This window comes from Microbacterium phyllosphaerae (genome assembly GCF_050628115.1).
GTDB classification, from domain to species: Bacteria; Actinomycetota; Actinomycetes; order Actinomycetales; family Microbacteriaceae; genus Microbacterium; species Microbacterium phyllosphaerae_A.
Window position 1 is genome coordinate 3,605,518 of record NZ_CP192502.1, and the last position, 23,474, is coordinate 3,628,991.

At 68.4% G+C, this 23,474-nt stretch carries 18 protein-coding genes and 1 tRNA gene; 4 read left to right on the top strand and 15 right to left on the bottom strand.

What is annotated here, in order from left to right:
• Positions 1–51 precede the first annotated feature (51 nt).
• From ACQ4LY_RS17320 to ACQ4LY_RS17345, 6 genes are all read right to left on the bottom strand, one after another.
• Positions 52–1,506 carry an LCP family protein gene (locus ACQ4LY_RS17320; protein ID WP_431073525.1) on the bottom strand — a complete coding sequence of 485 codons (1,455 nt, stop codon included), beginning with the start codon at positions 1,504–1,506 and terminating at the stop codon, positions 52–54.
• Positions 1,503–1,970: a 5-(carboxyamino)imidazole ribonucleotide mutase gene (gene purE / locus ACQ4LY_RS17325; RefSeq protein ID WP_431075717.1), complete on the bottom strand. Its 468-nt coding sequence runs from the start codon at positions 1,968–1,970 to the stop codon at positions 1,503–1,505. Before purE ends, ACQ4LY_RS17320 begins: the two co-directional genes overlap by 4 nt.
• 108 nt (positions 1,971–2,078) lie before the next feature.
• Positions 2,079–3,203: a 5-(carboxyamino)imidazole ribonucleotide synthase gene (locus ACQ4LY_RS17330; RefSeq protein ID WP_431073527.1), complete on the bottom strand. Its 1,125-nt coding sequence runs from the start codon at positions 3,201–3,203 to the stop codon at positions 2,079–2,081.
• A 125-nt stretch (positions 3,204–3,328) separates the two neighbouring features.
• On the bottom strand, positions 3,329–3,883 hold the full coding sequence (locus ACQ4LY_RS17335; RefSeq protein WP_431073530.1) for a PH domain-containing protein: 555 nt from the start codon (positions 3,881–3,883) through the stop codon (positions 3,329–3,331).
• Positions 3,884–3,941: 58 nt separating this feature from the next.
• The gene (locus ACQ4LY_RS17340; protein WP_431073532.1) at positions 3,942–4,706 is read right to left on the bottom strand and encodes a biotin--[acetyl-CoA-carboxylase] ligase; all 765 of its coding nucleotides are present in this window, start codon (positions 4,704–4,706) and stop codon (positions 3,942–3,944) included.
• A gap of 2 nt (positions 4,707–4,708) precedes the next feature.
• A complete protein-coding gene (locus ACQ4LY_RS17345) occupies positions 4,709–5,992 on the bottom strand; it encodes a CDP-glycerol glycerophosphotransferase family protein (RefSeq protein ID WP_431073534.1) in 1,284 nt (427 codons plus the stop codon).
• A gap of 118 nt (positions 5,993–6,110) precedes the next feature.
• Here ACQ4LY_RS17345 and ACQ4LY_RS17350 point away from each other — a divergent pair, with 118 nt between their 5' ends.
• Positions 6,111–7,136: a glycosyltransferase family 2 protein gene (locus tag ACQ4LY_RS17350; protein ID WP_431075718.1), complete on the top strand. Its 1,026-nt coding sequence runs from the start codon at positions 6,111–6,113 to the stop codon at positions 7,134–7,136.
• 33 nt (positions 7,137–7,169) lie between these two features.
• On the opposite strand, the gene ACQ4LY_RS17355 is transcribed toward ACQ4LY_RS17350, so the two are convergent.
• The 3 genes from ACQ4LY_RS17355 to ACQ4LY_RS17365 are packed head-to-tail and all read right to left on the bottom strand — an operon-like array spanning position 7,170 to position 11,592.
• Positions 7,170–8,606: a CDP-glycerol glycerophosphotransferase family protein gene (locus ACQ4LY_RS17355; RefSeq protein ID WP_431073536.1), complete on the bottom strand. Its 1,437-nt coding sequence runs from the start codon at positions 8,604–8,606 to the stop codon at positions 7,170–7,172.
• Positions 8,603–9,856: a CDP-glycerol glycerophosphotransferase family protein gene (locus tag ACQ4LY_RS17360; protein WP_431073538.1), complete on the bottom strand. Its 1,254-nt coding sequence runs from the start codon at positions 9,854–9,856 to the stop codon at positions 8,603–8,605. The genes ACQ4LY_RS17355 and ACQ4LY_RS17360 overlap by 4 nt, the downstream gene beginning before the upstream one ends.
• A 53-nt stretch (positions 9,857–9,909) precedes the next feature.
• The gene (locus tag ACQ4LY_RS17365) at positions 9,910–11,592 is read right to left on the bottom strand and encodes a trypsin-like peptidase domain-containing protein (RefSeq protein WP_431073540.1); all 1,683 of its coding nucleotides are present in this window, start codon (positions 11,590–11,592) and stop codon (positions 9,910–9,912) included.
• Positions 11,593–11,692: 100 nt separating this feature from the next.
• Here ACQ4LY_RS17365 and ACQ4LY_RS17370 point away from each other — a divergent pair, with 100 nt between their 5' ends.
• The gene (locus ACQ4LY_RS17370; protein WP_431073542.1) at positions 11,693–12,892 is read left to right on the top strand and encodes an aminotransferase class I/II-fold pyridoxal phosphate-dependent enzyme; all 1,200 of its coding nucleotides are present in this window, start codon (positions 11,693–11,695) and stop codon (positions 12,890–12,892) included.
• Between the two features lie 43 nt (positions 12,893–12,935).
• Here ACQ4LY_RS17370 and ACQ4LY_RS17375 read toward each other — a convergent pair whose 3' ends face one another.
• Entirely contained in the window at positions 12,936–13,748 is an 813-nt protein-coding gene (locus ACQ4LY_RS17375) for a carbon-nitrogen hydrolase family protein (RefSeq protein WP_431073544.1), read from the bottom strand.
• A 93-nt stretch (positions 13,749–13,841) separates the two neighbouring features.
• Between ACQ4LY_RS17375 and ACQ4LY_RS17380 the strand changes: the two genes are divergently transcribed.
• Positions 13,842–13,915, top strand: a tRNA-Met gene (locus ACQ4LY_RS17380).
• A 66-nt stretch (positions 13,916–13,981) separates the two neighbouring features.
• Here ACQ4LY_RS17380 and ACQ4LY_RS17385 read toward each other — a convergent pair.
• The 3 genes from ACQ4LY_RS17385 to ACQ4LY_RS17395 all read right to left on the bottom strand — a co-directional run bounded on the left by ACQ4LY_RS17385 (position 13,982) and on the right by ACQ4LY_RS17395 (position 18,451).
• A complete protein-coding gene (locus tag ACQ4LY_RS17385; RefSeq protein ID WP_431073546.1) occupies positions 13,982–14,239 on the bottom strand; it encodes a hypothetical protein in 258 nt (85 codons plus the stop codon).
• 176 nt (positions 14,240–14,415) lie between these two features.
• A complete protein-coding gene (locus tag ACQ4LY_RS17390; protein ID WP_431073548.1) occupies positions 14,416–17,310 on the bottom strand; it encodes a UPF0182 family protein in 2,895 nt (964 codons plus the stop codon).
• A gap of 46 nt (positions 17,311–17,356) precedes the next feature.
• Positions 17,357–18,451 carry a YlbL family protein gene (locus ACQ4LY_RS17395; RefSeq protein ID WP_431073550.1) on the bottom strand — a complete coding sequence of 365 codons (1,095 nt, stop codon included), beginning with the start codon at positions 18,449–18,451 and terminating at the stop codon, positions 17,357–17,359.
• Between the two features lie 117 nt (positions 18,452–18,568).
• Here ACQ4LY_RS17395 and ACQ4LY_RS17400 point away from each other — a divergent pair, with 117 nt between their 5' ends.
• Positions 18,569–19,996, top strand: a complete 1,428-nt coding sequence (locus ACQ4LY_RS17400; RefSeq protein WP_431073552.1) for a zinc-dependent metalloprotease — start codon at positions 18,569–18,571, stop codon at positions 19,994–19,996.
• Positions 19,997–20,811: 815 nt separating this feature from the next.
• Here the strand turns inward: ACQ4LY_RS17400 and ACQ4LY_RS17405 are convergent.
• Positions 20,812–22,533 (bottom strand): ATP-dependent helicase, encoded by a 1,722-nt coding sequence (locus tag ACQ4LY_RS17405; protein ID WP_431073554.1) that lies wholly within the window; start codon positions 22,531–22,533, stop codon positions 20,812–20,814.
• The gene (nudC, locus tag ACQ4LY_RS17410) at positions 22,530–23,426 is read right to left on the bottom strand and encodes an NAD(+) diphosphatase (RefSeq protein WP_431073556.1); all 897 of its coding nucleotides are present in this window, start codon (positions 23,424–23,426) and stop codon (positions 22,530–22,532) included. The genes ACQ4LY_RS17405 and nudC overlap by 4 nt, the downstream gene beginning before the upstream one ends.
• Positions 23,427–23,474: the final 48 nt, after the last annotated feature.

The window sequence follows — 23,474 nt, forward strand, 5'->3', positions numbered from 1 at the left end:
TCAAGGGCCGCGACCACACTACGGTGATTCGGGCGCCCGTTCCCGCACCAATCAGGGCGTCGGGGTCGGGGTCTCCGTCGGCGGATGCAGCGTCTGCTGCATCAGGTCGTGAATGTACGCGTAGTCAGGCGTGTGCTCGTCCACGCCGTTCTCGGGGGTGAGCTCGATCGTCGTGATCGTCTGCTCCTTGGCCTTCGTCATCAGATCGAAGAACTCCGGAAGCTTGTCCTGAGGCAGATCGGTGCTGATCAGCGCCGTACCGGCGGCGGCCACCTCGTTGAAGCGCGTGAGCACGGTCTGCGGAGTGAACTGCGCGAGGATCGCCTCCTGCAGCTCGCGCTGGCGCTTCATGCGATCCCAGTCGCTGGTCGTGTACCGCGATCGCGCGTACCACTGCGCGGTGTCACCGTTCATGTGCTGCTGGCCGACCTCGATCCACCCGATCGCCCAGGCATCGACATCGTATGGATCCGTGCCCTCCGGCGGTCCGCCCATCGGCAGCCGCTCCGTGACGTTGATGTCCACACCGCCGAGCGCATCGACGAGAGCCGCGAAGCCATGCATGTCCACGAAGACGTAATACGGGATCTCGATGCCGAGGACGCCCTCTGCCGCATCCTTCGTGGCCTCGATGCCCGGGTCTGACCCATGTGCGGCGGCGTCGGGGTAGAGTCCCTGGCCGTTGTCTTCCCGGCAGATCTCCGCGGCGTTGCGCACGTGGTTCATCCAGCCGTTCCAACCGCAAGAACTCGAGCCGTGCCCCTCGAAGCCGTTCGGATACAGCGCCTGCATCGGGCTGCCCTCGCTGAACGGCGCGTTCGGGAGCTCTCGCGGGATGCCCGTGATCGTGACGGCGCCGGTCGTCGCGTTCACCGAGACGACCGAGATGCTGTCGAACCGCATGGAGTCGCGGCCGTCTCCGCTGTCGGCACCGAGCAGGAGGATGTTGTAGTACCCCTCGCTCGGCGGCAGGCTGGGCCCGCTCTGACCGAAGATGGTGCTGATCGTCCCACGCGCGGTGCCGACGTACGACGCCGCGTAGCCCATGCCCGTGCCGACGAGACCGAGCAGCAGCAGCGCGACGAGCGGAATGGCGAACTTCGACGGGCTGGGGATCCTGACGATCCGCACCAGTCTCAGGACGTCGAACGTGAGGACGATCCACAGCACGATGTAGGCGATCATCAGCACCTGCACCAGAGTGAGGATGACCGCCGAGAACCAGCCGCCGCCTACGGTGAGCCACAGCAGGACCGGACGCGCGAAGAGTGCGAGGCCCGCGCCGACGATCACCAGGAACCACGCGAGAAGCGTCGCACCCAAGCCGAAGCGCCCGAGCCTGCGGTTGCCGGCGAGCACCTGAGCCGAACCCGGCACCAGCACATTCAGCAGCACCAGCCACCAGCCGCGCTTCGCCATCGTCGCGGCATCGGACGGATCCGGATTCCTCAGCGGGCGCGTCTCAATCAGCGGTCGCGCCGACCCGCGCGGAGGGGCAAGGGTCACAGCGACCCCTTCAGCCGTTCGTTCTTCTCCTCGACCTGAACTTCGAGGTCGAGCGCATAGGCTTCGACGCGGTCGGCGAGGTCGTCGTCGGACGTACCCAGGATCCGTGCTGCGAGGATTCCGGCGTTGCGCGCTCCCCCGATCGACACGGTGGCCACCGGGATCCCGGCGGGCATCTGGACGATCGACAGGAGCGAATCCATGCCGTCGAGGTATGCGAGCGGCACCGGGACGCCGATGACCGGGAGTGCCGTCATCGAGGCGAGCATGCCGGGAAGATGCGCGGCGCCACCGGCACCGGCGATGATCACGCGGATGCCGCGCCCCCGGGCTTCCCGCGCATATTGCATGAGCTTGTCGGGCGTGCGGTGCGCCGAGACGACCTCCACCTCATGCGGGATCCCGAAGTCGGTCAGCGACTGAGAGGCATCGCTCATCACGCGCCAGTCGGAGTCGGAACCCATGACGACACCGACGAGGGGCGCTGCGGAGGAGTGCAATGGCTCAGTCACCCACTCAGGCTACGGTCTACTGCTGGGAGAACCCCCGAACGGCACACCTCTGAAACAGCCTCAGTCGAAGTGAGCCGCTGCCGCCCTGGCGACGTACACGGCGTCGTCGAGGTCATCGCCTGAGACGTTCACGTGGCCCACCTTGCGGCCAGGACGCGGCGACTTGCCGTAGGTGTGGATCTTGGCGGTCGGATGCTCTCTCATAGCACCGGCGAAGCGGTCGCCGAGCTCCCCCTCTTTCGGGCCTCCGAGGATGTTCACCATGACCGACCACGCAGCGCGCGGGGTCGTGTCACCCAGGGGCAGGTCGGCGACGGCTCGCAGGTGCTGCTCGAACTGCCCGGTCACGGCGCCGTCCTGGCTCCAGTGACCGCTGTTGTGAGGACGCATCGCCAGTTCGTTCACGAGAATCCGCTCATCGTCGGTCTCGAACAGCTCGACAGCGAGCATGCCGGTGACCCCGAGTCCCTCGGCGATCGAGCGACCGATCTCGCCGGCCACCTGGATCAGACGCTCCGCGGCCTGCGGCGCGGGAGCGATGACCTCGGCGCACACGCCGTCACGCTGCACGGTCTCGACGACCGGATACGCGACGATCTGTCCGCTGGGCCGCCGCGCCACCTGCTGCGCGAGCTCCCGCACGAAGCCGACGAGCTCCTCGACCAGCAGCTCCTCGCCGTCGGCGAGGGCGTCGAACCAGTCCTGAGCCTCTGCTGCGGCACGGACGACGCGGACGCCCTTGCCGTCATACCCCCCTCGCGGGGTCTTGACGACACCCTGACCCTCGTGCTCGTCGAGGAAGGCTTGCAGCTCTGCGACGTCGCGCACCGGCGCCCAATCGGGCTGCGGCACGCCGAGTTCGGCGAGGCGAGCACGCATGACGAGCTTGTCCTGAGCGAACTGCAGTGCATCAGGGCCCGGATGCACGGCGACACCATCGGCGACCAGGGCTCGCAGGATCTCCTGAGGGACGTGCTCGTGATCGAAGGTGACGACGTCGACGTCGTTCACGAATGCACGCACCACCTCGAGATCGCGGTAGTCGCCGACCGCGGTCGCAGCGAGCTGCGCCGACATGCCTTCGTCTTCAGCGAGCACCCGCAGGTCGAGTCCCAGCTCGACCGCCGGGGCGATCATCATCCTGGCCAGCTGGCCTCCACCGATCACGCCAACGCGCAGCGCCATGTGCGCCTCCATTCGTCCTGACCATTCTCGCGCATCGGCGCGCGGACGGATCACAAGTCTCGCGCTGAGCGCTGAGCGCTGATGGCTGATCCCTGATCGCCGACCCCTGGGGCGATCGTCGCCGATCAGGATCCGGCGTATCCGTCCGGTCCCGACTGCGCGTCGCGGTGAGCGAGGATCTGACTCACCTCGATCTGATCGGCCAGGGTCTCGTGCACGAGAGTGACGTTGGGCACGTTGGCGATCCGCAGAGGCGCGTCGACCCCGTTCGAGAGCGTGATGGTCCCGACGCCCCACATGCGCTGCAGCACGCCGCGTCGCACGCCGATGGTGTAGCCGCGGGCATGAGACATCTCGTGCCGGTTGCGCGCGCCGATGCCGTGGTTGACGATGACCCGGCGCGTGGTGACCGTCGCCGATCGCGAATACCAGACGACATACGGCACGACCACGAGCAGCAGCACGATCACGCCCGCCGCAGCGAGCAGCATCCAGTTCTCGAACGGCGACGGAAGGTTGTCGTACAAGTACGCGGTGGCGCCGAACGCCGCGATCAGGACCAGCGCCGACCAGAACAGCCGGCGCGCATGGGCTCGGAACCGTGCGATGAGCAGTTCTTCTGTGGGCACGCCCGGCGGTGGCATCGTCGGCCTTCCGCCGAGAGTCACGGGCTGGGTCACTCCTCCATTGTGCCCTCAACTGCGGACATCGGCGTCTGCGCGCCCGGGCGTGTCAGAGTCACGCGGGTCGAACGTGCACCACGTCGCCCGCCGAAACGGCGGTCTCGATGCCGTCCTGGCGCACGAGAAGCCGCCCGTCGGCGTCCAGCGCCGTGGCCGTCCCGACGAGGACCCGGTCCCCAGGAAGCGACACCCGCACCTCGAGGCCGATGGTCGCGCAACGATCGCCTGCCGCCGCATGCAGTCCGCTCGACACCGCGTCTCCCGCCGCGGCGAGCGCGGCGACCAGGGTGTCGAGTTCACGCAGATACGCCGAGAGCAGGCGGTCGGCATCGACCTCTGCGCCCAGGACCGCGAAGGACGTCGCTGCGGGAACCGGCAGGTCGGATGCCGTCATCGCCGTGTTCACGCCGGTGCCGACGATCACCGCGTCGTGCGTGGCCTCGGCGAGGATTCCGCAGATCTTGCGACCGTCGACGAGCACATCGTTCGGCCATTTGACCGCCACCACGTGCTCGGGAAGCTGCTCGGCGATGGCATCGGCCATCGCCACGCCGGCGGCGAGGGGGATCCATCCTCTGGCATCGACAGCGGATGGGAGCCGCCGCAGCAGCACCGATACGGCAAGAGAGGCCCCCGCCGGCGCCGTCCACGTTCGATCGAGTCGTCCTCGGCCCGCCGTCTGGTTGTCGGTGAGCAGCACGGAGAGGTGCGGCCACGCCTGCGCGTCGACAGACCGCTCGCGAAGGACCGCGTTCGTCGAGCCGGCTTCGGCGAGCACGTCGAGACGCGAAGAGACTGAACGGGAGAGAGGAAGCTCCACCGTCAGACCTCTTCCTCGTCGGCCTCTTCGTCGTCGTCGTCCTCGTCGGTGCGTACGGAGCCGATCTCGTGCGCCTGCCAGTGATCCCACTTCTGCATGAGCTGCTCGATCGCGGCGTGGAACTTCTCGGTGGCGACTCCGGGCGTCGTGTCGCCGAAATAATGCTGCACCCACATGCGGAGCCGGGCGATGGCCGCCTCGTCCGCACGGACGCGCTCGACCTCCGCCACGATGTCCGTCGCGGCACCCGCGCTCAACCACTCGCAGTCCGAGAGGTACCCGTTGGTGTCGATCGAGGCGCGCTCGTCGGCAGGACGTGTGATCATCAACGGCTTCCCGACGGCCAGACGGTCATAGACCATGGCCGAGATGTCGACGATGGCGACATCGGCTGCAGCGAGCTGCCACCCGAGATCCGCGCCGTCGTCGTACACGTGCTGCGCCGTGGGATCGGCGGTGTTCGCCGCGGCGATGTCGGCGATGATCCGTCGATGCGCCGCGCCGTACGCGTCGTCGACCACACCGCTGCGCGGATGCGGGCGATAGATCACGCGGTGGCTGCCCGAGGCGAGCAACGCCTTCACCAGCGCCTCGCCGTGCGTCGCGATCGAGCCGTAGTGGGCGCTCGGGCGATCGCCCTCCCAGGTCGGTGCGTACAGCACGACGGTGCGGGCATCGGGCGTGTAGGGCAGCGTGCCGGAGTAATGATCAGCCTGGGGCCGACCGATCTCGATCGTACGGTGGTCGATGTCCCAGTCCCACAGCGTGCGGGACAGACGATCACGCGCGGCCTGACCTGCGACGAGGGCGTAGTCGTATGCCTTGTACTGGTTCGTGGTCATGTACATCTTGTCGGACTCGCCGTGGTTGATGAACACGTGCCAGCGTCGCCCATAGCGGAACATCTGGAAATTGCGGGTGTTCTGGTTCACGTAGAGCACGATCCGGATGTCCTGCGCCGTGATGAACCGTTCGAGGTCACGCACTGTCGGGACGAACGCGACAGGCGGACCATCCTCGTCGAGAAGCTTGTCTGCTCCGGTGGCGGAGCGGGACAGCACCACGACGGGCCAGCGCTTCGCGAGTTCTTTCAGAGGGCTGTACCACTGCCGCATCTGATACATGTTGACCGCGCCGTCCGCGAAGTAGACGGCGACCTTGTAGTGCTCGGTCGGATGAGGCTCCTGGTCGGCCAGGCGACGCCTGACCCGCTGCACGGCCTTGCGCGAGGCGAGCGCGCGCTTCAGCAGACGGTAGGCCTTCTTCGCATCGGACACTGCACCCATCCCTCCAGGATACCGAGTGCGGGCGAAGCGAATCAGCGAACGTCCGAGAAGCCCATGCCATGATCGTCATGTGCCTGACAAAGACATCGACGTTCCCGAGACCGGGGTGTCGTTCGTCATGCCCGTGCTCAACGAGCGCGCCTACCTGGAGCACGCGGTCCGCTCGGTGCTCACGCAGGAGCTGACGGTGCCGGCCGAGCTCGTGCTCGCACTCGGCCCCTCCACGGACGGGACGACCGAACTCGCGCAGCGTCTCGCCGCGGAGGACGACAGGATCCGCCTCGTCGACAACCCCGCGGCGCACATCCCCGTCGGGTTGAACGCCGCGATCCGTGCCAGTCGCTACGGCACGATCGTCCGCGTCGATGCGCACTCGGAGCTCTCGCCCGGATATGCGGCGCGCGCGTTGGACACCCTCGAGCGCACCGGAGCCGCCAACGTCGGAGGCGTCATGCACGCCGACGGACGGACTCCCTTCCAGAAGGCGGTCGCACGCCTGTACAACTCACCCGTCGGGCTGGGCGGCGGCGCGTATCACGGCGGGACCCAGGAGGGCGAGGCCGAGTCCGCATATCTCGGAGTGATGCGCCGCACCGTGATCGAGGAGGTCGGGCTCTTCGACGAATCGATCCGCCGCGGGGAGGACTGGGAGCTCAATCTGCGCATCCGCCAGGCCGGTCACCTGGTCTGGTTCGATCCGAGCCTCTCCGTCACCTACTGGCCCCGCGAGAGTTGGCTGCGCCTGGCGCAGCAGTTCCGGGCCACGGGGGCCTGGCGCGGAGAGCTCGTGCGCCGTTATGGCCGCCGCAACGGCATCCGCTTCTTCGCTCCCCCGGCCCTCGTGGTCCTCGTCGCGATGGCCCTGGTCGTGGGGGCGCTGCAGCTGACCGGCGCGATCACCGGGCTGATCTCCACGGTCCTCTCGGCGATCATCTACCTGCCTCTCCTCGCCTACGTACTGCTGGTGCTCGCCGTCGCGTCACTCCCTGGCGGCGGACGGTTCCGTCAGCGGGTGTGGACGCTGGCCGTCCTGCCGACCATGCACCTCTCCTGGGGGCTGGGCTTCCTCGGCGGAGTGCTCCGCGGCGCCGGCGACACCGTCGACGCCTCGAGGCTGGGCACGCGCAACACGCCCCTCCCCTAGTCCGGCTCCGGTGTGGGGACCATGCTGGCTCCGTCAGCGGGTGATGTACCCCTGATCGAGGATGCGCGCGACGACCCGCTCGGCCGCATGACCGTCGTCCCTGGCGTTGAACTGAGCCTTCCACGCGGCATAGCGCTCCGCGAAGGCGCTCTCGTGCCCCCGGTCCGCCAGTGCGGTGACGAGTTCGTCCTGCGTGTGCACCAGCGGCCCCGGTGCCCGTGTCGCGAGATCGAAGTAGAACCCGCGGAGCTTCCCGCGATAGTGGTCCAGGTCCGGCACGAGGAAGTACATCGGCTTGCCCGTGACGCTGAAGTCGAACATCACCGACGAGTAGTCGGTGATCAGGGCATCCGCGGCGAGCAGCAGCTGAGAGGTCTCGGGATACCCGGTGACGTCGATCACCCGCGCACCGGCGCGGTCGCGCCCGGTCTCGATCGTGCGCGAGTGCCCCCGCACGAGCACCACAGAGTCGGTCTTTCTGGCGAGCTCCTCGGGGTCGATGAAGTCGACCATCTCCGTGCGGTCGTCACGCCACGTCGGCGCGTACAGCAGCACGCGCTCGCCCTCGCCGATGCCGAGGGCAGCGCGGATCGCGGCGGGATCCCCTGTCACCAGGGCGTCGTTGCGCGGATACCCCTCGACCCAGACGGGCCGCCCGAAGAACGCGTATGCCTTGCGGAGAATACGCTCGGAGTAGGTGTTCTGCGCGAGCAGCACATCCCAGCGACGGGACTCCTTGACGACGGCTGCCATACGACGGGGGTCGAACCCCGGACGATGCAGCGCCAGGCGCTTGAGGGGCGTTCCGTGCCAGGTCTGCAGCACACGCTGCCCTGGCTTGCGCGCGAATCGACGTCGCAGCCAGTCGTTCACGATCAGCAGTCGCGCCGCCGCGCGGGCGCGCCACCATTCGGGGCTCCCCTCGACGACGGCGATCGCGCCGTCCGGGACCGCCACGGACAGGTCGACGACACTCCAGTAGCGGACGACGTCTGGCGCCACCGCAGCGAGCGCCCGGTCGATCGCCTGAGGGTTGCAGCCGACGCTGCGCCCGTAGAAGCTCTCGAAGAAGACGGCATTCTCGGTCGCGCCCTGATGCGCGAGGTAGCGCCCTTCGAGCGTGGCCTGCCCCTCCGGCGACTCGTACGCGGGGTCCACCGGTGCGGCGATACGGACGATCGCACCGTCGACGGCCACGCGGACGCCGGTCAGCACTTCGGGACCGATGTGCAGACCGGCGAGGTCGACGTCGGGGATGCGGATCTCGTAGTCGCCCGCAGGCAGAGGAAGCTCAGGCCCACCCCATCGCGATGCACGGAGCGCGAACGTGGCCTTCCACGTCTTGCCACCACCGGTGATGCGAGCATCGACTCGGGCGCGCGGCCCGATCAGCTGCGCCGTGGAGGGACGGTGACCTGCCCCTGCGATGATCAGCGACTCTGCCGTCTCATCGATGCGGGCCGTCGTCATGCTGCTCCCTTCGGCGCGGGGATGCCTCGCGCACGGATCGTCTCGTACACACGCCGGGTGTTGCGTCCGTCACGGAACGCGTGCATCTCCGCGCTGAGCGTAGCGGAACGCTGCGACCTCGCAGCGAACACGCCGTCATCGTCCAGCAACGCCGACAGCTGCACGAGGAGAGAATCCCAGTCCGTCGCGGCGTCGTCACCGGCCACGTCCTTGAAGCGACCGTAGAAGCCCCGCGTGCGGGCGTACTGCTCGGCGTCGGGCGCCAGGTAGAGCACCGGCATCCCGAGCAGTCCCACGTCGTAGGCGAGCGAGGAGTAGTCCGTGATCAAGACGTCGACCGCCGGGAGCGCGGGCGTGATGTCGGGCAGGAGGCCGGCCCCGAGCATCCGCACCCGTCTGCTCGGCAACGACGGCGCGTATCCGCCCTCGCCGAGGGGGTGGGAGCGCACCAGCAGCACCGCATCATGCTCTTCCAGCACACGGATGATCTGCACCCACTGCGCGGCATCCGGAACCGCAGGGTCGACCGCGCCGTCACGCCACGTCGGCGCGTACAGGATCGTGCGCGAACCGGGTGGCAGATCGCCCAGCGCGCGGCCGAGCAGCGCGGATGCGGCAGCTCGCCGCTCGTTCGGTTCACCGGCGGACAGGACGTCGACGCGGGGCTCTCCGGTGACGACGACGCGCGCGTCGCCGAGCGCGAATGCGGACTCCAGGCGACCCCTGGCGCGGTGCGAGGCCGCAGGCAGCACCCGTATCCGCTGAGCGGCACGGCGATACAGGATGCCGATCAGACGTCGGAGCACGGGCGCCCCTGGGATCTCGGGAACCTGAGTCGTGGCCGGCGAATCGAGTCCGATCCGCTTGAGCGGGATGCCGTGCCACAGCTGCACCACGAAGGCGCCGGAGATCGCGTAGCGATTCACATCCCCGAGACCGTGGGTCACCACGACGACGCCGGCGCGGGCCGTGGCCCACCACCCGCGCAGACCGCCCTTGCGAACGGTCCGGAGTCCCAGAACTGCGGCGTCGCGCTCCTCGCGGTCCGACGAGGTCAGCCACAGCGTCTCATGGCCCTCCGCCGCAGCGTGGCGTTGCAGCGCGAGAGCACCGTCGCCGACGCCCGCGCCGCAGCCGAAGACCCAGCGGGCGCCTCGGGGCACGAGGAGCGTGCCGACGCGTCCGGCGAGGTAGAGAGGGATCCGAAGCAGCTTGGCCGCATTGCCGGAGCCGAAAGAGAAGGACGCCACCCCGCGAGCCTATCGCGGGGTGGCGTCCTTCTCTGTGAGCGGGGTTCCGACGGTCAGCCTGCGAGCTCGCCCAGGGTCACGTCGATCTCATACTCCTTGCCACCGCGGATGTAGGTGACCTTCGCGTCGCTGCCGGCAGCGGCGGCACGAACCTGAGCGGTGAGGTCGCTGGCGCTCGTGATCGGCACGCCGTTGAAGGCGGTGACGATGTCGTCGGCCTTGAGGCCGCCGGCTGCGGCAGCTCCGCCATCGGTGACCTCTGCGATGTAGGCGCCTGCGACTTCGGCGTTCTCGACCGAGGCCGCGTCACGGACCGATGCACCGAGCAGACCGTGGCTCGCCGCACCACCGGCGATGATCTCCTCCGAGACGCGCTGGGCGATGTTCGCCGGGATCGCGAATCCGATGCCGATGGATCCGGATTCCTCCGAGCTGCCCGAGCTGGCGATCGCCACGTTGATGCCGATCAGCTCGCCCTTGCTGTTGACGAGGGCACCGCCGGAGTTGCCGTGGTTGATCGCCGCGTCCGTCTGGATCACGGCGATCGAGATGGACTCCGAGCTCTGCTGCGAGGTGTTGCCCGGCAGATCGAACTGGAACGGGCCCTGGCCCTCGCCCTCGTCCGGCGTCTGCTCCTCCTGAGGGGCGTCCTCGGACGACGAGTCGGGAAGGGCGGACGACGCGATCTGGATGCTGCGGTTGAGCGCGCTGACGATGCCCGTCGTGACCGAGTTCGACAGTCCGAGCGGAGCACCGAGCGCCACGGCGGTGTCGCCGACGTTGAGCTTCGACGAATCGGCGAAGTCGATGGGGGTCAGATCCGACGCACCCTCGAGCTTGATGACCGCGAGGTCGTAGATCGGGTCGGTACCCACGACGGTCGCCGTGAAGATGCGTCCGTCCGAGGTCGTGACGCGGATCGTCGGGTCGGCCACTGCTCCACCGAGGGTCACGACGTGGGTGTTCGTCAGCACGTAGCCGTCGTCGCTGATGATGACGCCGGAGCCGCTGCCGGCCTGGTCTGAGCCCGCCACCTCGATCGTGACGACCGACGGCAGCGCCGCGGTCGCGACCGCGGTGGTCTCGTTGACCGAACCGGGGTTGTTCACGGTGACCGTGTCGGGGCCCTGGGCGACACCCGTCGAGTTCTGGTTCGAGATGCCGTTGAGGAGCGCTCCTCCACCGAAGCCGGCGACACCGCCGACGAGTGCTGCGGCGACCACGATCGCGGCGAACTTGACCCCGGCCCGGGGCTTCTGGCCCTTGACCTTGGTCGCGCCGTCGACGGGCTGCACCGGCTGAGCGGTGTGGATGCCGAAAGCCGCTCCGGGAGCCGTGGCAGCGCCGGGGTGAGCGGGCGCCTGCTGACCTGATGCCGGCTGACCGGTAGCGCCGAAGTACGGCTGCGGAACCGTCTGCGCTGCTGGCGACACATGGGCCGCGGGCGCCTCGAACACCGGCGTGGGAATCTGCGGGGATGCAGCGGCGGACGCCGGGGATACCGGGGTCGTCTCCGGAGCGCTGGGCACGCTCGGTGCGCCCTGATGAGGCGCCGGCGTGGACGCGAACGTCTGCGGAACCTCATGCCCCTGGCTCGATCCCGGCGCGGTGGCGGTGCCGGTGGTCTCAGCGGTGGCATCCGTCGTCGAACGGTCGACGACCTCTGCTGCCTCGGTGGACGGCACCGCGTCGTTCGACGCGGGTACCGAGTGGTCCTGGGTGTTGTCTTCGTTCATGGTGTGTGCTCCTTCAACGACGCTCCTTCAGAATGGCGCGTGTATCTGTGCGTTTCGTATGGCGAAGATGAGTTTCACCTATGCCCTTAGCCTGTTCTTCATGAGTGTCATCCCAGGCGCATGGCGGCGCACGGCAGCGGGAGCCGGTCTGCTCGCACCCGACGGAAGCGTCGCGCCCACCATCTTCGCAGAGATGTCCGCTGCCGCGGCTCGAACCGGAGCGATCAATCTCGGCCAGGGCTTTCCCGATGAGGATGGCCCCTCCGAGGTGCTCGACGCCGCACGTGAGGCCATCGCCCGCGGGGCCAACCAGTATCCGCCGGGGCGAGGCATCCCCGATCTGCTCGCGGCGATCAGCGAGCACCAGCGACGCTTCTACGGACTCGAGGTGGATCCTGCTCGCGAGGTGATCGTGACCGCCGGTGCCACCGAGGCGCTGACGGCGACGCTGCTCGCTCTGATCGACGGGCCGGACGACGAAGTCGTCGTGTTCGAGCCCTACTACGACTCGTACGCCGCGGCAGTCGCCCTGGCCGGCGCTCGGCTGCGCACAGTGCCGCTGCGCGCGCCCGACTTCCAGCCGGACCTCGATCAGCTCGCCGAGGCCGTCACGGATCGCACCAGGGTCATCCTGCTCAACGATCCGCACAATCCGACCGGGGCGGTCTTCGACCGTGCGGTGCTCACCGAGGTGGTCCGGCTCGCCGAACTGCACGACGCGATCATCGTCACGGACGAGGTCTACGAGCACCTCGCCTTCCACGCCCCGCACACGCCGGTGGCGACCCTCCCCGGGGGCGCCGAGCGCACGCTGACGATCTCGTCGGCGGGAAAGACCTTCTCGGCGACCGGCTGGAAGATCGGCTGGGTGCACGGCCCCGCAGACCTCATCACAGCCGTGCTCACGGTGAAGCAGTATCTGACGTATGTGAACGGCGCTCCGTTCCAGCCGGCGATCGCGGTGGGGCTGCGCCTCTCCGACGACTACTTCACCGGGGCTGCGGCGACGCTGGCGGCGAAGCACGAGATCCTGGGATCGGGTCTGCGAGCCGCAGGCTTCACGGTGCATCCGCCGCAGGGCGGCTACTTCACCGTGGCCGACGCGTCGGCGCTCGGAGGGGTGGATGCGGCACAGTTCTGCCGCGAGCTCCCGGAGCGCGCGGGAGTCGTGGCGATCCCGCTCACGGCTTTCGTCTCCGAAGACCGGCGCGGGGATTATGCGGGCCTGGTGCGCTTCGCCGCGTGCAAGCAAGTGTCCGTGCTCGAAGAGGCGGCCTCACGCCTCGCCTCGAGCTTCTGAGCAACCGCTGCCCCTCGCGCGAGCTGCGCCGATCGCCGGCCGCTCAGCGCGGAGCGACCGCGTAGCGGCGCACGCGCAGCGACGGATTGACCGCGCGGACCCGATCGATCGCCGCCCGCTCGACGGCGGCGACTGCAATGCCCTCCGCGGTTCCGACCCCTGCCAGCACGACACCCTGAGGATCCACGATCTGCGAGTGCCCGACCCCGACCGGCGTCGGATGGTCGGCGGCGATCACGTAAGAGGTGTTCTCGATCGCCCGTGCGGCGAGAAGTGTCGTCCAGTGGTGCTCCTTGAGCGGGCCGCGCACCCATTCGGCCGGCACGACGAGGGCGTCCGCGCCGGCGTCGATGAGCGTGCGCGACACCTCGGGGAACCGCAGGTCGTAGCAGGTCATCAGACCGAACCGGATGCCGGCGAGGTCGAACGTCGCCGCGACGCCGGTCTCCCCCGCCTCGACCCAGTCGGACTCGGTCTGACCGAACGCGTCGTACAGATGCTGCTTGCGATAGGTCGCGAGGATCCCGTCGCCACGCACCGCCACGACCGTGTTGCGCACGTGCGTCGAGTCGGAGGCGCGCTCGGCGAGCCCCGCCACGATCACGACGCCGTAGTCGGCGGCCAGCGCGGTCAGCGTCGCCACGAACTCGCCGTCCAGTGTCTCGGCGTTCTGCGCGAGGGTCGTATCCATCGGATCCACGAAGTAGCTCGAGTACTCGGGGAACACGATCAGCGTGGCACCCCGCGCAGCAGCATCCGCCGTCAGCTGCGCGATGCGCTCGCGATTGTCCGCGCGCGACGCCGTCGGCGCGAACTGGCAGACGGCGACGGGGACGGCGGCAGAGGTCTCTGGCATGTTCTCCATCCTCCCGCATCGTGTCGGCCGAGGCACCGATTCCCGGCCTCGATTCGCGCGCCCTCAGAATCCGTGATAAGTTTCTTCTTGTGCCGCGGGGTGGAGCAGTTCGGTAGCTCGCCGGGCTCATAACCCGGAGGTCGCAGGTTCAAATCCTGTCCCCGCAACAAATGAAAGGCCCTCTGACTCGGAGAAATCCCGGTCAGAGGGTCTTTCGCTTTCCCCTGTGAGCCTCAGTAATCCCACTCGAGTGATGGGTCGGCAGGCACGAGGGGCCGATCATCCCGCTCCTGCCGCGGCTCGACCGTGACCTTGACCCGCGTGGCTGCGCAGACCAGGACGCTCATCATGCCGGCGCGGGCGGAGAAGCCGACGAAGGTGGGGCGCGTGCGAGCAGCCGTCTCGATCCTCCCCATGAGGTCGACCAGATCCTGCTCGGCCGCGAGCACGAACTCCTCGTCATCGAACACTATGCGGGTGATGGTGCCCATCTGCTCCCCTTCGATCGGGAGACGCGAGATCGCCTCTGCAATCGACGGTAGACAGACTCGGCGCTCACGGCGCGGGGGTTGCGCGGAACGCCCGACCATGCACTTCTCAGGCGAGACGCCTCGGAAACGCGAATGGACGCCCTCTCGGGCGCCCATTCGTCGATGTCACTGCGGGTTCACTCCCCCGACGAGCTCTCCAGCCCGAGAAGCGTGTTCACCGCGTCGGTGAGCCGCTTGTCGGCCTCGGCGAACTTCGTCAGGTCGCCCTCCTTGAGAGCCGCCTCACGGTCGGTGAGCGCCTGCTGCGCCGCGGCGAGAGCCTCGGCCTCGGCGTCGGTCGGCGTGGTCGGCTCGGTGGGAACCTCACCGGTGTCGGGATCGGGCTCGGTGGGCTCGACCTGATCGTCGCCACCCGTCGCACCGGCGTCACCGCCGAACAGCGTGTCGAGCGCGGCTGTCAGGGTGTCCTCGAACGCGACCTTGTCACCGAAGGCCACGAGGACCTTCTGCAGGCGGGGCAGCTTGGTGCCCTCGGACGACTGCACGTAGACCGGCTGCACGTAGAGCAGACCGCCACCGACGGGCAGTGTGAGCAGGTTTCCGTACAGGACCTCGGACTCTCCCTGCTGCAGCAGGTTGAGCTGCGGCACCACGGCCGTGTCGGAGTTGTAGGTGTTCTGCACCTGCCCGGGACCGGGCACCGTCGTATCGGTGTCGATCTCGAGCATCCGGAGCTGTCCGTAGCCCTCGGCCTTCACTCCCGCTTCCGCGCCCGCATCGGAGTCGACGGCCAGGTAGCCCATCAGCACGTCACGGTTGCTTCCGCCCTGTGCAGACGGGATGAACGTCGAGAACATCGAGAACCGCGGCGAATCCTGTCCTGGCATCTGCATCGTCAGGTAGTACGGCGGCTGCAGGACCGAGTCGCTGCGCGGGTCGTTCGGAGTCTGCCAGCGGTTGTCCTGCTGGGCGAAGGACCCTGCGGTGTCGATGTGGTACGTGCCGAGGATGTCGCGCTGCACCTTGAACAGGTCGGTCGGGTAGCGGACATGGCTCATCAGGTCGGCCGACATGTCGCTGACGGACTTCAGCGTCGACGGGTAGATGTTCTGCCACGTCTGCAGCACCGGATCCTGGTCATCCCACGCGTAGAGGGTGACCGAACCGTCGTAGGCGTCGACCGTGGCCTTGACCGAGTTGCGGATGTAGTTGATCTCGTCGATCGCGAGTGTCGGCGACGGGAGGTTCGAGTCGGCGATCGCATCCGACAGGCTCACGTTCGTCGAGTAGGGATAGGTCGAGCTCGTCGTGTATCCGTCGATGATCCAGACGATCCTGCCGTCCACCACGCTCGGGTACGGGTCGCTGTCGAGCTCGAGGTACGGAGCGACCTTCTGCACGCGCGTCTTGGGGTCACGGTCGTACAGGATCTGCGAGTCGTCGTTGACGAGGTTCGAGAACAGGATCTGCTCCGACTGGAACTTCAGCGCGTACAGGAGCTTCGTGAAGGTGCTGCCGATCTTCGGCCCGCCATCGCCCTCGAACGTCGTCTTGGTCTCGCTCGCGCCGTCCTTGCCTCGCGGGTAGTCGATCTCGACGGGATCGGTCCCGTCAGGAGCGCCGACGATCGAGTACTCGGGAGAGCTCTCGCCGAAGTAGACGCGGGGCTCGAACTTCTCGCCGTCGGTGAGGAAGCCCGATGAGGGGATGCCTCGTTCGAGGAACACCGGCTCGCCGTCGCTGGTGCGCTGGTTGCCGGCGGCTGCCACGAGTCCGTAGCCGTGAGTGTAGACCGCGGCGCGGTTGTTCCAGTTCGTGACGTCGACGCCGTTCATGTCGAGGTCACGGACCGACACCACTGTGTCCTGCATCTCGCCGTCGATCTCGTAGCGGTCGACGTCGAGCTTCTCCTGGAACTGGTAGTAGCCGCGGTACTGCTCGAGCTGACGCACGGCCGGGCTGATCACGTTCGGGTCCACGATGCGGATGGATGCCGTGGTCTCGGCATCCTCGCGCAGCTGACCGGCCTCGGCATCGGTCTCGGCCTCGAAGGGAGTCGTCTCGAGGTCGGCGACCCCGTAGGCCTCCTTCGTTCCGTCGATGTTCCGCTGATAGAACTCCGCCTGATAGGCGTTCTGGTTCGGACGCACCTGGAAGGTCGTCACGGCCCATGGGAAGCCGACGCCGACGACGAGCGAGGCGACGATGAGCAGCGCGGTCGCGGCGAGCGGGAAGCGCCAGCGGCCGATGACGGCTGTGACGAAGAAGAGGATGGCCACGATCGCGGCGATGATCGTCAGGATCGCGAGTCCGGGGATGGTCGCATTGACGCCCGTGTACGCGGGGCCGACGATGCGGTCGTCCTGGGCGACGAGCGTCTTGTAGCGGTCGAGCCACAGGCTGGCGGCCTGCACCAGCAGGTAGAGCCCGGCGATGATCGCGAGCTGGATACGGGCGGGCTTGGAGATGCGCAGCTCGCCCTGGCCGATCCGGACCGAACCGTAGAGGTACGACACGAGCGCCGTCACGATGAGCGTGAGCAGGAGCACTGCCGACACGAAGGCCAGCAGGATCGAGTAGAACGGCATCGCGAACATGTAGAAGCCGGTGTCCACGCCGAACTGCGGGTCGGTCGTATCGGTGGCGACGCCGTTGGCCCAGAGCCATACGGTCTTCCACTGACTCGCGGCCGAGAAGCCGGCGAACAGGCCGAAGAAGATCGGCATGCCCCACATGGCGAGGCGTCGCAGCGGCTCGATGACCTCCTGGTATCGGTCGAGCTGCGAGCTGAGCCGCACGTAGACGGGACGCAGTCGGTACGCGAGCTGGATGGCGACGAACAGCGGCACCGCCATGCCGAGGAATCCGACGACGAACATCACCGCCGTGGCGAACCATTGGGTGGTGAGAACTCCCGCGAAGCCCACCTGGTCGAACCAGAGGAATTCGGTGTAGAGCGACGCGAAGACGAAGAAGACGGCGATCAGCGCGGCGATGATCGCCAACGAGATACCGAAGATTCTTCGCGAGGTTCGGGGAGTGGCCGGGTTCGGTGCAGAAGTCGAGGTCACCCTCCCATCCTAGGCACGCCTTACTGTGCTGCGGCTGTCATCCCTATCACGGGGAGGTCACGACGTCGCACGTCGGGAGCGATCCCACGTCGCCGCCGTTGGCGATCACCTCGAGTGCATCGAGCGATTCCTCCAGCGTCGAGGTGCTGATCACGGTCAGACCGTCCGGCACATGACCGGTGACCTCGTCGCAGTTCGTACTGGGTGCGAGGAAGTAGTCGGCTCCCGCGTCGCGAGCACCGTAGAGCTTCTGGCGGATGCCTCCGATCGGCCCGACAGTGCCGTCGGCCTCGATCGTGCCGGTTCCCGCGACGTTCTCCCCGCCGTTGAGCTCACCCTCGGTGAGGGTGTCGATGATCCCGAGCGCGAACATCATCCCCGCACTCGGGCCGCCGACGTTGTCCAGCTGCAGGGTGACGTCGATCTCGAAGTCGTAGTCGGTGCGCAGGGTGACACCGATCAGCCAGGTGGTCACGCCTGCGTCGACCTGCTTCTCGGGCGTCACCTCGACGACCTTCTCCTCGCCTCCGCGCTGCACGGTGAGCTCGACGGTGTCTCCCCCGGCATCCTGTATCGCCTGCCGCAGCTGCTTCGCCGAAGTCACCGCCGTTCCGTCGATCGCGGTGATGACATCCTCGGCCTCGAGGCTCCCCTCGGCGGGTGCGTCTTCGACGACGTCGACCACAGCCACCTCGGCACCCGTGTCGTAGCCGAGTTCGTTCAGTGCCGCCGCTGTGGCCTCGTGCTGCGAATCGACCATCAGGGTCGCGTTGCGCTCGTCGCGCTGCTCGGTGGTGACGCCTTCGGGGAACACGGAGTCGAGCGGCACGACGGCACGAGACGGATCCGTCCAGGCGAGTGCGAGCTCGAACCAGCTCGGCGTGCGCTCGCGGTTGCCGACCACCTGGACGGTCGTGAGGTCGATCTTGCCGGCGGTCTCGAAGGTCTCGGCACCCTCGACGTGGATGAGGGGCACCTGCTCGCCGTCCGTGCCCGCGGCGGTGCCGAGGGTGTCGTAGACGGGTCCAGGCCGCTGGATGACGTAGGGCGTGGGGAGGAAGGTCAGCACGACGAGCGCGATCAACGCGACGATCAGCGCCCAGACTCCGAGTCCGAGCTTCACAGACCGTGTTCGATCCACAGTGTTCCTCCGTCGTTCGCGGGCGGCGTACAGCGATCTGCCCGCTTCGGGGTCTCGCGGCCGATCCTGTGACTAGCGTAGATGCCACGGCTTTAGGCGTGCTGAGAGGCGAGCGACATGTCAGACAACGACCCGACCCCCGAGGACTTCCAGGAGTTCCTCCGACGAATGATGTCCGGCCAGGGTGCCGGCGACATCGACCCCGAGGCGCTGCAGAACGCGTTCGCGGGCATGGAAGGCATCGAGTTCGACCCGGCGATGATGCAGACGATCATGTCGCAGCTGCAGGGCGCATTCGGCGGCGATGCATGGGAGAACGCGCTCCGTCAGGCGCTGCACATCGCGAACCGCGACGGACTCGGGATCACCGACGGCTCGAGGACCTCGCTGGTCGACTCGTTCGCGCTCGCCGACCTCTGGCTGAGCGAGGCGACGACCATCTCCGAACTCGCCGAGGCTCCTCGTGCGATGACCAGGGGCGAATGGGTCGAAGCGACCCTGCCCGTGTGGAAGGAGATCGCCGATCCCGTGTCGACGAGCATCGCCGATGCGCTCACCAGTGCGCTCGACTCCCAGGTGCCCGAGGACATGCGCGAGGTCGTGCAGGGGGCAGGAAAGCTCATGCGCGGGCTCGGCGGCTCGGTGTTCGCCGCGCAGTTCGGCCAGGTGCTCGGCAACCTCTCGCTCGAGGTCGTGTCGGGCGGAGACGTCGGCATCCCCGTTCTCCCCGCCGGCACCGCAGCCGTGATCCCGCAGAACCTCACCGCCTTCGGCGAAGGGCTCGAGATCCCTGAGGACCAGATCACGTTGTATCTCGCGACTCGTGAGCTGGCGTACGCGCGGCTGTACCGCCACGCCAAGTGGCTGCACCTGCATGTGATGGCGCAGATCACCGACTTTGCGCGCGGAGTCACCGTCGACGTCGACGCTCTCGAAGACGTCGCCAGCCGACTCGACCCCTCGAACCCCGAAGAACTCCGCGCGGCGATCGAGGGCGGAGCCCTGCTCCCCACTCAGACCGACGCTCAGCGTGAGGCGCTGGCACGTCTCGAGAACCTCGTCGCCACGATCGACGGATGGGTCGACGTGGTCACCGCGCAGGCGACCTCCCGGCTTCCCGACGGCGCCCGTATCGCCGAGGCGGCGCGTCGCCGTCGCGCAGTGGGCGGCCCCGCAGAGGATGCGCTCGGTGCGCTCGTCGGCCTGAAGCTGCGGCCGCGCCGCCTCCGCGAGGCCTCGGCCATGTGGCAGGCGGTCACCGACGCCGTGGGCACTGGCGGACGCGATGCACTCTGGGACTACCCGGATCTCATGCCGACGTCCGACGACATCGACGACCCTTCGAAGCTCGTCGCACGGCTCCAGGCGACGGCGCGTGGCGAGCAGCCCGTCGCCGACGAGTTCGACGAGGCGCTCGCACGTCTGCTCGACGGCGACGACTTCTCGGGTCAGAAGCCCGATGACGCTGCGAAGACCGATTCCCCGGAATCCGACTCCCCGGAATCCGACGCCGGCGACGGCCCGGGCGGCGACCGCCCGGTGTGATCGACGGCTTTCTGCTCGTGGGGATCCCCTCGACGAGCAGAGCGCCCGATGACTTCTCCACGGATGCCGGTGACGGCGACATCTCGAGCTGCGGAGTCCGCAGAATCGAGAGATGTCTCCGCTGACTCCCCAGATCACCACCCGCCTCGACCCCGCCGTGCCGCTGCTCTGGCGCGACGGAGAGACCCTGCAGATCGGCATCGAGGGCACCCTGCGCATCTCGGCGGCGGAGCCCTGGGTCGAAAGGCTGATCGCTCGGATGGCCGCGGGGTTCCGACGCTCGGCGTTCGACGTCGTGGCCCATGCGTCAGGCGCGCCCCGCGCCGACGCGCGGATGCTCCTCACCCGCCTCGAGCCGCTTCTCGTCGACGATTCCGCAGTTCCTCGCGCGGCCTGGGTCGAGAGCATCGACGTCCTCGACGGACGCTGCGAGTATCGGATGCGCGACGCGCTGCTCGACGAGGGCGTGACGGCGGGAGCGCGCGAAGAACCCGCTGACGTCGGCGTCGTCCTCGTCGAGGGCGCCGCCGCGGCCCTGCACTTCGCCCGCTACCTGCGCGAGGACATCACCCACCTGCCCGTGTCGCTGGAGCGCGGTCGGACGACGATCGGCCCGTTGATCGTTCCGGGTGACTCGCCCTGTCTCACATGCCGGGACGAGCACGAGCGCGACCGTGACTCGGCATGGCCGCGGATGCATGCACAGCTCATCGGAAGGGAATCCGGGCCGATCAGCGTCGCTCGGATCGCCGAGGCGGCGACCCTGGTCGCGCGTCTGCTCGCGACGACGACGCTGCCCGGGTCCTTCGTCGAGGTCAGCGGCGACGGTCGGCGCGCGTGGCGTTCACTGACGTTTCACGAAGAATGCCGGTGCCGCGAGCAGTCGTTCCTATCTCTGCCAGGAACCGCGACGGCGCCCGCTCCCCTCGTCCCGCTGACCGGGACCACGACAGCGACAGCGTACGCGCGGCGCGCGTGACCCCGACGTAGGCGAGACGGCGCTCCTCGTCGATCGCGTCGAAACCGGTGGCGTACGAGATCGGCAGAGCACCCTCCGCCCATCCTGCGAGGTACACGTGCGGCCACTCGAGCCCCTTCGCCGCATGGAGCGTCGATAGGGTCACGGTGCGCATCGTGGGCTCGTGCTGGTCTTTCGCGCGCGCCATGAGCGTGTCGCTGAAGGTGCGCAGATTCTCGTCGGGGCCCGCATCCTCCGCCAGCCGGAGGATCGCTCGCCTCGCCTCCCACCCGTCGCGCTGGGCTCCGCCGGCTTCCGGCGGCTCTTCGGTGAGTCCGAGTTCCCGGAGCACCCGCTGCACACCGGGGAGGAATCCGTGCTCTGTCGGCGCCACGGCGGCGGCGCGCAGCGCGAGGATCGCCTGACGCACCTCCGGCATGGCGAAGAACCGCGTGCCGCCCAGCACCGATGTCGCGATGCCCTCGGCGGCGAGTGCCTGCTGCAGCACGGCGGACTGCGCATGGGCGCGGTACAGCAGTGCGATGTCGGCCGGCGACGCTCCGGCTTCGATCCGCGCCGACACGGCGGCGGCGATGCCCTCGGCCTCCTCCCGCTCGGTGTCGTAGGCGGTCACGGTCGGCGAATCCGCGTTGAAGGTCTCCCGCGCGGGGACGAGTTCGAGGGCACCCGGCCGCCCCTTCATGAGAGCGTTGGCCGCTTCGAGGATCGGAGCCTGCGAACGGTAGTTGGTCTCGAGGCGCACGACCGTCGCCTCCGGATGGCGCCGTTCGAATTCGAGCAGGAAGCGCTGCTCCGCCCCGGCGAACGAGTAGATGGTCTGGCTCGCGTCGCCGACGACGCAGATGTCCTTGCGATCTCCGAGCCAGAGCTCGAGCAGCCGGTTCTGCAGGGGCGAGACGTCCTGGTACTCGTCGACCGTGAAGTGGCGGTACTGCTCGTGCACGGACGCGGCGACCCGTGGTTCCGCCTCGAGCATGCCTGCACACGCCAGCAGCACGTCCTCGAAGTCGAGCTGACGACGCTCATCCTTCAACGCCTCGTAGCGCTGCTGCAGCTCCATGAGCTGCTCCGTGTCGATTCCGCTCATGGAACGGCCCAGCGACGCGTGCTGCTCGACCGAGAGCATCGAGACCTTGCGCCACTCGATCTCTGAGGCGATGTCCCGAAGGGTGGCGGTGCTCGGGCGCAGACGCATCGCGTCGGCGGCCTGACCGAGCATCCGCACCTTGTTGTCGATGATCGACGGTGCGGGAGAACCGGCGAGAGTCGGCCAGAAGAAGTTCAACTGCGCGAGTGCCGCGGCATGGAAGGTGCGCGCGGCGACGCCTTCGACACCGAGCGCGCGCAGGCGGCCTCGGAGCTCGCCCGCCGCCTTGGCCGTGAAGGTCACCGCCATGACCCGCGACGGCGAGTACGCGCCGGTGTCCACGCCGTGCGCGATGCGGTGGGTGATCACCCTGGTCTTGCCGGTGCCGGCGCCGGCGAGAACCGCGACGGGTCCGCGGAGCACGGATGCCGCTTCGCGCTGTCGATCGTCGAGGGCTTCGAGCGCGCTCACCCGCGCTCCTCGAACCACGACACGATGAGGGCGCGGGCGATGGATGCAGGGCCCGGCAGGCCGACGGGACCGTCTCCGACGAGGGCGGACCCGATCTCGTCTCGGGTGAACCAGCGGACGTCGATGATCTCCTCACCGTCCGGACGCAGCTCGTGCTCGTCGACCGCCACCGCGCGGAAGCCGAGCATCAGCGACCGTGGGAAGGGCCAGGGCTGCGAGGACACGTACCGGAGGGAGGCGAGGCGGACTCCGGACTCCTCCTCGAGCTCGCGGTGGACCGTGGACTCGAGCGACTCCCCCGCCTCGGTGAAGCCCGCGAAGCAGGAGTACATCCGCCCGCCCCAGTTCGCGTTCGCACCGAGCAGCAGTCGCTCGCCGTCGGAGCTCTCGACCGCCACGATCACGGCCGGGTCGGTGCGCGGGAAGTGCTCACGCCCGCACACGAGACAGTGTCGCGACCATCCGGCCTGGCGAAGCTCGGTCGCGCCTCCACAGGCAGGACAGAACGGCGCATCGCGCAGCCAGCCGCCGAGCGCCAGCGCTTCGATGAGGAGCTCGGTGTCTTCGGCGCTCAGGCGGGCGCCGAGGTCGCGGAGCCCGAGCCAGGTCTCATCCGGCGTGGTGTCGAGGGTGTCGCCTTCGGGCGGCAGCACGGCGAGCAGAACGGCGGCACCGCGGGTGTCGCGTCCGAGAAGCGCCCACGTGGCGTCAGCGATCTGCGAGGGCGAGACCCTGAGCAGGGCGGCCGCGTCGAGGTCGTCACCGGCGATGCGCACCCGCCCGTCACGCACGGCGATGACCTGCGTGGTCTCATCGAAGCGCAGCCGGTCGATGACCCCCGGCTCGGTCCTGAGGTCTGCGGCTCGGTCGAGGGACGTGTTCTTCGCGGTCATCGGCTCCCTCTCTCACGGGCGTGGCGGAAGCGGGACCGCCCCCGCGTC

Coding starts and splice junctions, on each gene's coding strand:
- purE (WP_431075717.1), bottom strand. CDS start 1,970: ATGGGTTCCGACTCCGACTGGCGCGTGATGAGCGATGCCTCTCAGTCG.
- ACQ4LY_RS17330 (WP_431073527.1), bottom strand. CDS start 3,203: ATGGCGCTGCGCGTTGGCGTGATCGGTGGAGGCCAGCTGGCCAGGATG.
- ACQ4LY_RS17345 (WP_431073534.1), bottom strand. CDS start 5,992: ATGGGTGCAGTGTCCGATGCGAAGAAGGCCTACCGTCTGCTGAAGCGC.
- ACQ4LY_RS17350 (WP_431075718.1), top strand. CDS start 6,111: ATGCCCGTGCTCAACGAGCGCGCCTACCTGGAGCACGCGGTCCGCTCG.
- ACQ4LY_RS17355 (WP_431073536.1), bottom strand. CDS start 8,606: ATGACGACGGCCCGCATCGATGAGACGGCAGAGTCGCTGATCATCGCA.
- ACQ4LY_RS17365 (WP_431073540.1), bottom strand. CDS start 11,592: ATGAACGAAGACAACACCCAGGACCACTCGGTACCCGCGTCGAACGAC.
- ACQ4LY_RS17370 (WP_431073542.1), top strand. CDS start 11,693: ATGAGTGTCATCCCAGGCGCATGGCGGCGCACGGCAGCGGGAGCCGGT.
- ACQ4LY_RS17375 (WP_431073544.1), bottom strand. CDS start 13,748: ATGCCAGAGACCTCTGCCGCCGTCCCCGTCGCCGTCTGCCAGTTCGCG.
- ACQ4LY_RS17385 (WP_431073546.1), bottom strand. CDS start 14,239: ATGGGCACCATCACCCGCATAGTGTTCGATGACGAGGAGTTCGTGCTC.
- ACQ4LY_RS17400 (WP_431073552.1), top strand. CDS start 18,569: ATGTCAGACAACGACCCGACCCCCGAGGACTTCCAGGAGTTCCTCCGA.
- nudC (WP_431073556.1), bottom strand. CDS start 23,426: ATGACCGCGAAGAACACGTCCCTCGACCGAGCCGCAGACCTCAGGACC.